The 7,831-nt window shown below is 44.2% G+C and carries 10 protein-coding genes; all 10 read left to right on the top strand.

The genetic code is table 11. The annotated features are described in order from the left end of the window. The first annotated feature begins 62 nt into the window (after window positions 1–62). The gene (locus tag WAO38_RS00765; RefSeq protein ID WP_422233393.1) at window positions 63–1,055 is read left to right on the top strand and encodes a DNA-directed RNA polymerase subunit alpha; all 993 of its coding nucleotides are present in this window, start codon (window positions 63–65) and stop codon (window positions 1,053–1,055) included. 24 nt (window positions 1,056–1,079) lie between these two features. After that, window positions 1,080–1,430, top strand: coding sequence for a 50S ribosomal protein L17 (rplQ, locus tag WAO38_RS00770; RefSeq protein ID WP_422233395.1), 351 nt, complete (start codon window positions 1,080–1,082; stop codon window positions 1,428–1,430). 128 nt (window positions 1,431–1,558) lie between these two features. Next, window positions 1,559–1,834, top strand: a complete 276-nt coding sequence (locus WAO38_RS00775; protein ID WP_422233396.1) for a NifU family protein — start codon at window positions 1,559–1,561, stop codon at window positions 1,832–1,834. 46 nt (window positions 1,835–1,880) lie between these two features. After that, entirely contained in the window at window positions 1,881–2,474 is a 594-nt protein-coding gene (locus WAO38_RS00780) for a hypothetical protein (RefSeq protein ID WP_422233398.1), read from the top strand. Next, window positions 2,464–3,759 carry a UDP-N-acetylmuramoyl-L-alanyl-D-glutamate--2,6-diaminopimelate ligase gene (locus WAO38_RS00785; RefSeq protein ID WP_422233400.1) on the top strand — a complete coding sequence of 432 codons (1,296 nt, stop codon included), beginning with the start codon at window positions 2,464–2,466 and terminating at the stop codon, window positions 3,757–3,759. The genes WAO38_RS00780 and WAO38_RS00785 overlap by 11 nt, the downstream gene beginning before the upstream one ends. A gap of 126 nt (window positions 3,760–3,885) precedes the next feature. Continuing rightward, window positions 3,886–4,260 carry a (2Fe-2S) ferredoxin domain-containing protein gene (locus WAO38_RS00790; protein ID WP_422233402.1) on the top strand — a complete coding sequence of 125 codons (375 nt, stop codon included), beginning with the start codon at window positions 3,886–3,888 and terminating at the stop codon, window positions 4,258–4,260. A gap of 3 nt (window positions 4,261–4,263) precedes the next feature. Beyond that, window positions 4,264–4,629 (top strand): aspartate 1-decarboxylase, encoded by a 366-nt coding sequence (gene panD, locus WAO38_RS00795; RefSeq protein WP_422233404.1) that lies wholly within the window; start codon window positions 4,264–4,266, stop codon window positions 4,627–4,629. A gap of 43 nt (window positions 4,630–4,672) precedes the next feature. Then, the gene (locus tag WAO38_RS00800; protein WP_422233410.1) at window positions 4,673–5,521 is read left to right on the top strand and encodes a polyprenyl synthetase family protein; all 849 of its coding nucleotides are present in this window, start codon (window positions 4,673–4,675) and stop codon (window positions 5,519–5,521) included. Window positions 5,522–5,524: 3 nt separating this feature from the next. Further along, window positions 5,525–7,444, top strand: a complete 1,920-nt coding sequence (tkt, locus tag WAO38_RS00805; protein WP_422233406.1) for a transketolase — start codon at window positions 5,525–5,527, stop codon at window positions 7,442–7,444. Window positions 7,445–7,506: 62 nt separating this feature from the next. Next, the coding region (locus WAO38_RS00810) for a Na+/H+ antiporter NhaA (RefSeq protein WP_422233408.1) at window positions 7,507–7,831 on the top strand (325 nt) is incomplete at its 3' end.

The raw sequence follows: 7,831 nt of genomic DNA on the forward strand, positions 1-7,831 counted from the left end.
GTTGAAGAACGTCTAATCGTCGAGCTTTACTCGAAATAATCATTAAAGAAAGGGCGTTCAGCATGAAAAAAATTAAGACATCACCGCTTCTTCCGAAAGAGTTTGTCGTCGAGCAAATCAGCGCGAACGAAGCGAATATCATCGCCTATCCGTTTGAAACCGGATTCGCGGTTTCACTCGCTCATCCGCTTCGCCGCTTTTTGCTAAGCAGCTCGGTTGGATACGCACCGATCGGTATCAAAATTGAGGGTGCTAAGCATGAGTTTGACTCGGTGCGCGGTATGCTCGAAGACATTTCGGATTTCATTATTAACCTCAAAGGGGTTCGTTTCAAATTGAAAAACGGACTTAAAGAGAAAGAGATCACTTACAGTTTTGCAGGCCCTTGCGAAATCAATGGAAGAGATTTAGATAATGATGACGTCGAAGTGGTAACGCCAAATTCATTTTTGGCAACGTTGAATGAAGATGCGACGTTAACTTTTACCGTTAAAATTCATCAGGGTATCGGCTATGCGCCGAGTGAAGATGTACGGGATTCATTGGGTGAGGGCTTTATCGCTCTTGATGCTTATTTTACACCGGTTCGCCGCGCAACATATGCTATCGAGAACGTATTGGTCGAAGATAATCCAAATTTCGAAAAAGTAGTCATCAACATCGTTACTGATGGACAAATTTCACCGGTAGATGCATTTAAAAATGCATTGGAAGTTATGTACGCTCAAATGGCCGTATTTAACAGTGAAGTAAGCATTAAAGCTCCTGCAGCAGCAGAGCGTGGCGATGAGCATCCGGAACTTAAACGTTTAGGTGCGCGTATTGAAGACCTTGGTTTAAGTGCTCGCAGTTTTAACTGTTTAGATCGCTCAAACATCAAATACATTGGTGAAATCGTTATGATGAGCCAAAATGATTTGAAAGAAGTAAAAAACCTTGGGAAAAAATCGTTTGAAGAGATTTTAGAAAAAATCACTGAATACGGTTATTCCGTAGGACAAGATTTGGCTGATGATCTTATCAGTGCAATCAAAAAGAAAATCGAAGCTGAATAAGCTTAATATAAAAGAGGAAGTATCATGAGACATCGTCACGGATACCGCAAGCTAGGTCGTACAAGCGCACATCGTGAAGCTTTGTTGACCAACCTTAGCATTGCGTTGATTGAACACGGTAAAATTGAAACGACGTTGATTAAAGCGAAAGAACTCCGTTCATTTGCTGAAAAATTGATTACAACTGCACGTGTAGGTGATGCAAATGCTCACCGTTCAGTGTTTGCTGTATTGCAAAACAAAGAAGCGACAAAACAGCTTCTTAACGAAGTTGCTCCAAAATACGCAGAGCGTAACGGCGGATATACCCGTATCGTTAAAACTCGTATTCGCCGTGGTGATGCTACACCTATGGCATACATTGAACTCGTCTAACGAGTTCAATAACCCATCACCCCCTTAAATCGAGCTTCGCTCACAAACTATCCTTTTCGCATTAGTGCATGTTTAGCCCATTTCTTATACTATAACACGATATTTGAGCTTTAGAAGGTACAATAACTATGATTCCATTTACTGATGATGAATTAATGCAACCAGTTCGTAACGTTATTGATAAAATTCGTCCGAGTCTTGCATTAGACGGCGGAGATATAGCATTCCTGACAATTAAGAATGGAACGATATATGTACAATTACAAGGTGCGTGCATTGGGTGTTCAAGCAGTGGTAACACGCTAAAATATGGCGTAGAACGCCAGTTGCGGATGGATATACATCCTGAATTGAGTGTTATTAACGTACCTCAGGGTATGGAACATCAAATCGACGCATTATAATTCAAAAAAATTGAGCCGATATTAGGGTAACATAGGAGGGATTACTATGAAAACAATTAACTTATCCAAAACCCTCAAACAAGCCAGCGAACATTTTTTGGCGGGTCAATATACAGAAGCATTACGTGACTATTCCTTGGCACTTAAAGATTATCCTGAGTCCAAAGAAGCTTATAACGGCGCAATTTTGTCGGATATGGCCATGAGCGGCGAGAGTGCCGGTGAAGCACTGTTTGATTATTATACGATTTTACGGAACGAAGATGTTGAATCTGCAGATATTGTCATTTCTGAAATATTAGAGACGATGGACGGAACGATTGATCAAGTGGCCGGATTGTTTGATGACACGATGAAACAGCGCTTGGCGTATGAAGACGGTATTATGTATACTGAATTTAAAGAGCTTGTCAAAGATGAAAACGATTTCAACCGGATCTTTGAAAACATCATGTTCTCAACACGTGTCATTATTACTGAGAAAGAGGATTTTGTCGACTTTCTGGATAATTTGATTGACCATGGGTACAAAGAGATGGCTCTCAGCTATTTAGAAAGTGCATTGGGTGTTTACCCGAATGACCGCCAGCTTCGTAATTTACTGCGCCGTCTGGCGAAGGGGAAAAGCATTGAAAATTGAGATTTCGGATCAGCCATACCGATACATCAGTGAAGATTCCAAAGAGTGCAGCAGCGAATGCGCTTTTTTGGTGACGAAACAAAATGAAAAATACAAAGACGATGCGATAGCCCGAGGCGCTCACTCTATCCTTACCCCTGAGGAGTGCTGGAAACTTTTCGGACTTGACAGAATATCCGTAATCGGCATTACCGGCACGAATGGGAAAACAACGACAGCCAGCGCTGTTTATTCCATACTGCTTGATTTAGGGCACAAAGCGGCAATGCAGGGAACCCGCGGGTTTTTTATGAACGATGCGCCGGTAGAGGGAAAGACCCTCACGACGCCTACCGTATTAAATACTTACCGTCACATGGCACAGGCAATCGCTGCAGGCTGCGAATATTTTATCATGGAAGTGAGTTCGCATGCCATTGAGCAAGAGCGAATAGCGGGAATATCGTTCGGTCTTAAGATTTTGACCAATATCACCCAAGATCACCTTGACTACCATGAAAGTATCGAAGAATATACCCGTATTAAAAACCTCTTTTTTCAAGATGAGTCCAAAAAACTGATCAATAAAGATGAAGCAAAGGCAGACTTCAATTTCAAAAATGCGTTTACCTACGGCGTTGAGAATCCTGCAACGTACAAAATCATTGCCTACTCTTTGAATAACGGAGTAAGCGGCGTGATGAAACACTTTGAAGAGCATGTTCCCTTTGTAACGTCATTGCACGGTTTCTTTAATCTCTACAATATCACGGCGGCTATTGCCGCGGTCCATCTGGTAACCAATGATTCTTTAGAAAAAATTGCCGATGCGGTAGAAAATTTCGGCGGTGTCAGCGGACGAATGGAAGTGGTCAGTACCGAACCTCTTGTGATCGTCGATTTCGCCCATACGCCCGATGGTATGGAACAAGTTTTAAATGCATTGAAAGAAAAAGAGGTATTGGTCGTTTTTGGGGCAGGCGGTGACCGCGACAGGTCAAAACGCCCTATGATGGGGCGGGTAGCCGCAAACTATGCAAAAAAACTCTACGTCACGAGTGATAACCCCCGTTTCGAAGATCCGGATGCTATTATTGAAGATATTTTGGCCGGTATCGAAGATAAAAGCAATGTGTATGTCGATGTTAATCGACGCAATGCAATCGCACAGGCACTTCAAGATCGTAGCGGCGACGAAGTCATTTTGATTTTGGGCAAAGGGGATGAAACATCTCAAATCATTTATGATCAGCATCTTCCGTTTGATGATCGTGTGGTGGCAAAAGAACTGCTTGCAGCTCTTTAAAGTGCTAAAGCTCCCCTTAAGCAGGATGATTGCTTGATGGAGCTTAATATGCACTCTTTTATTTTGGCTATAATGCCGTAATTATTTTGCGGTGTAATAGTACATCGATTTCAGAAGGAGCGTTTGATGGGTATCCCACAACCGGCGTTTTATATTTTCAAATGTGAGCAAAGTTCCCCTCCGGGTATGCCGAAGCCAAGCTGTGTCAATCCGCAGACTCAGGATCTATTCCAGCATTTAGCACAAACATTGATGCAAAAAGGGTTGATCGCTACCGTTCAGCCGATCCGTACATCGTGTATGAACCGCTGTAATGTCGGTCCGATCATGCTTGTTGAACCGGGTCATGTAATGTACTCAGGATTGACAAAAGAAAAAATCGATGAAATCATTGAGAAACATATTATCGGCGGTGAAGTGGTGCAAGAGTATGTAATCCCTTCAGAGCTTTGGGATGATGCGATCTCTCCTCAAGCAATGATGAAGCAGATGGGGCGCTAATCAATGCTGATCGAAATGCTTTATAGTAAAATTCATCGTGCAACAGTAACCGACGCTAATCTCAATTACGTCGGATCGATCACGGTTGATGAAGAACTTTTGGAAGCTTCTAAAATGCGCGTAGGCCAAAAAGTAGAAATCCTCAACATCAATAACGGTGAGCGATTCTCAACCTATATCATTCTCGGTGAACGGGGACAGCGTGATATATGTCTGAACGGTGCCGCTGCGCGAAAAGTACATAAGGGCGATAAAATAATTATCGTCGCTTATGCAACATATAATGATTCTGAACTCGAAAATTATAAACCGACGGTAGTGTTGGTGGATGATGAGAATGCTATCACCGATATAATCGAGAAAATATAAGCTCTGTCGTGGTACTATTTCGCTAAAAAATAGTGGGATGACAATGGAGCAATTTGAAGCGTTTTTAGGATCACATCTTCCTATCGCAAAAAGTTTTCACCCCCATTATGAATCATCCCTGCAATTAATGCTTAAAGGCGGAGGAAAACGGTTTCGACCTGCTTTGCTGTTAGGGGTTGTCCGTGCGTATAATCCTCTTTTGACACAAAGTGCCTATCATGTCGCATTGGCAATCGAATTGCTGCATACGTACTCTCTAATTCATGATGACCTCCCCGCAATGGACAATGCCGATTTACGACGCGGTATTCCAACCCTCCACAAGACATACGATGAAGTGAGTGCTATTCTAGCCGGTGATGCACTGAATACTCATGCGTTTGAGGTGCTCTCCAATGCCCCGTTATCGGATCGTGTCATTGTCAAACTGGTGCGCTCTCTTGCCTATAACGGCGGGATGAACGGAATGGTATTGGGTCAAGCGATTGACTGTTATTTTGAAAATCAGCGGTTGGAACTGGATCAGGTCAAGATGCTGCATATCCATAAAACCGGCAAATTGATCGCCGCTTCACTGGAAATGGGCGCTTTCATCGTCGGGCGTGATGATCTTGCCAAAGAATTGTATGAGTTTGGAATTGATTTGGGATTGCTGTTTCAAATCCAGGATGATATTTTGGATGTGACCCAAGATGAAGTACAAGCAGGAAAGACCACAAACAATGACGAGGCAAAAAACAGTTTTGTGACATTGCTCGGGTTTGAGGCTGCAATGAGCGAAGCCGATAGTCTGGCTGATAAGATTACCAAGCGGATGGAAAGTTTTGATGAGAATTTACGACGTGAATTATCACCAACACTTGAACACTACATTAACCGACATAAGGATTAGACAATGAGTAATGCAATGCGCCAAAAAATGGCAGACACAATCCGCTTTTTAGCGGCAGATATGGTTCAGCAGGCTAATTCGGGACATCCGGGTGCTCCAATGGGATTAGCGGATATAGCAGTAGTATTGTCCGAACATATGAGTCATAATCCGAAAAATCCGAAATGGTTGAATCGTGACCGTCTTGTATTTTCAGGCGGACATGGCACGGGGCTTATCTATTCTCTATACTATCTATGGGGATACGGTTTGGAGATAGACGATCTTAAAAACTTTCGTCAGCTTGATTCCAAAACTCCGGGACATCCGGAATATGAACACACTGCCGGTGTAGAGATTACGACGGGACCTTTGGGGCAGGGAATCGCGAATGCGGTCGGATTCGCGATGGCGGCAAAATATGTTGCCAATAAAGTCAATTCCGAAACAGCGCCTTTGGTCGATCACAATGTTTACTGTCTGTGCGGCGACGGAGATCTCGAAGAGGGGATCAGTTATGAGGCATGTTCGGTTGCCGGTCACATGGGGCTGGATAATTTAGTCCTTATCTACGATTCAAACCGTATTACGATCGAGGGTTCTACCGAGTTGAGTCTGAGCGAAAACATGCGCGATCGTTTCGAATCTCAGAATTGGGCAGTCTTGGAAATCGACGGACATAATTTTGATGAGATCGACGGTGCATTGACCCAAGCGAAAACCATCAGCCGCCCGGTGCTCATTATCGCCAATACGGTCATAGCCAAAGGGGGCGGGAAAATGGAAGGTTCCCACCATGCCCACGGGGCACCGCTCGGGCATGATGTCATCAAAACGGCGAAAGAACAGGCCGGATTCGATCCGGAAGCAACCTTTGCCGTGGATGCGGATGTGTTGGAGCGTTTCCGATGCGCGATCGAACAAGGGGATTTGGCGGAACGCGAGTGGAATCACCGTCTGAAAGAACTTCCCCTTTCGGAACAAAATGAAGCGTATGAGCAGCTGCTGAATCCTGATTTCAGCCGCATTGAATGGCCTACGTTTGAAAAAGCCGATGCGACACGCAACACGAACGGTATTATTTTGAATGCGATTGCCAAAGCAATTCCGGGATTTTTAGGGGGATCTGCTGATTTGGGGCCGTCAAACAAAACGGAACTGGTCAATATGGGTGATTTTCCGAAGGGGAAAAATATCCACTTCGGTATTCGTGAGCACTCGATGGCATCCATTACCAATGCGATGGCATTGTATGGTCCTATTATGCCATTCAGCGCGACTTTTTTTGTATTCAGCGATTACCTTAAACCTGCAGCACGTATTGCGGCATTGGCCGGTATTCAGCAATTTTTTATCTGGACCCATGATAGTATCGGTGTCGGGGAAGACGGTCCGACACACCAGCCGATAGAGCATTTGAGCCAGTTTAGAGCTTTGCCGAATTTCTATGTCTACCGTCCTGCCGATGGGGCTGAGAATGTTAAGTGCTGGCAAAAAGCGATTTCAATGAAACACTCACCTTCGGCATTTGTCTGTTCACGTCAAAATCTTCCTCTTCTTCCTAAAGCGGTTCACGGGGATGTTGAAAATGGCGGTTATTTGCTCGTTGAACGCAGTGACGCTACCGTGACCCTGATGGCATCAGGCTCCGAGGTAGCCTTGGCGATAGAGAGTGCGGAACTTCTTCAAACGCGCGGAATTGCGGCGAATGTTGTGAGTGTGCCGTGTTTTGATCTTTTACTGGAACAACCGCAAAGCTATATTGATTCGATTATCAAACCGGGAACCAAGCGTCTTGCGATAGAAGCGGCACGCGGATTAGAATGGTATCGCTTTGCCGATACGGTGGTGGCGATGGAAAGCTTCGGTGCAAGTGCCCCTGCCGATAAATTGTTCGAACGTTTCGGATTTACTGCGGAATCGATTGCTGTACGTATTCAATAGGGAAAGATTGCCAGTTTATTTTATTCTGTCATAATCTGATATTCTGGCTTTAAGGAGCATATATGCTCAGAAATTCTTTACTCCATTTTTTCAAACTCGAATCAGCTACCGGCATTATGCTGGTGATTGCGATGTTAATGGCGATGTTGATGGCCAATTCTATATTTGCTTCCGACTATGATGGATTTATCATGACCCCAGTAGTCGTGAGCTTCGGAACGTTTGCCATCGCAAAGCCTTTATTGCTGTGGATCAATGACGGATTGATGGCTGTATTCTTTTTTATGGTCGGCTTGGAGATAAAACGTGAAGTCCTGGAAGGATCTCTGAGTTCTCCGAGTGCCGTCGCCATCCCTGCGTTTGCCGCATTGGGGGGGATGGTATTTC

Origin of the sequence: Sulfuricurvum sp. (assembly GCF_049277495.1) — a bacterium.
Classification (GTDB): Bacteria; Campylobacterota; Campylobacteria; order Campylobacterales; family Sulfurimonadaceae; genus Sulfuricurvum.

Bases quoted from the DNA above. Each gene is read 5' to 3' on its own strand.
- rplQ (WP_422233395.1), top strand. From the start codon at position 1,080: ATGAGACATCGTCACGGATACCGCAAGCTAGGTCGTACAAGCGCACAT.
- WAO38_RS00775 (WP_422233396.1), top strand. From the start codon at position 1,559: ATGATTCCATTTACTGATGATGAATTAATGCAACCAGTTCGTAACGTT.
- tkt (WP_422233406.1), top strand. From the start codon at position 5,525: ATGAGTAATGCAATGCGCCAAAAAATGGCAGACACAATCCGCTTTTTA.
- WAO38_RS00780 (WP_422233398.1), top strand. From the start codon at position 1,881: ATGAAAACAATTAACTTATCCAAAACCCTCAAACAAGCCAGCGAACAT.
- panD (WP_422233404.1), top strand. From the start codon at position 4,264: ATGCTGATCGAAATGCTTTATAGTAAAATTCATCGTGCAACAGTAACC.
- WAO38_RS00800 (WP_422233410.1), top strand. From the start codon at position 4,673: ATGGAGCAATTTGAAGCGTTTTTAGGATCACATCTTCCTATCGCAAAA.
- WAO38_RS00790 (WP_422233402.1), top strand. From the start codon at position 3,886: ATGGGTATCCCACAACCGGCGTTTTATATTTTCAAATGTGAGCAAAGT.
- WAO38_RS00765 (WP_422233393.1), top strand. From the start codon at position 63: ATGAAAAAAATTAAGACATCACCGCTTCTTCCGAAAGAGTTTGTCGTC.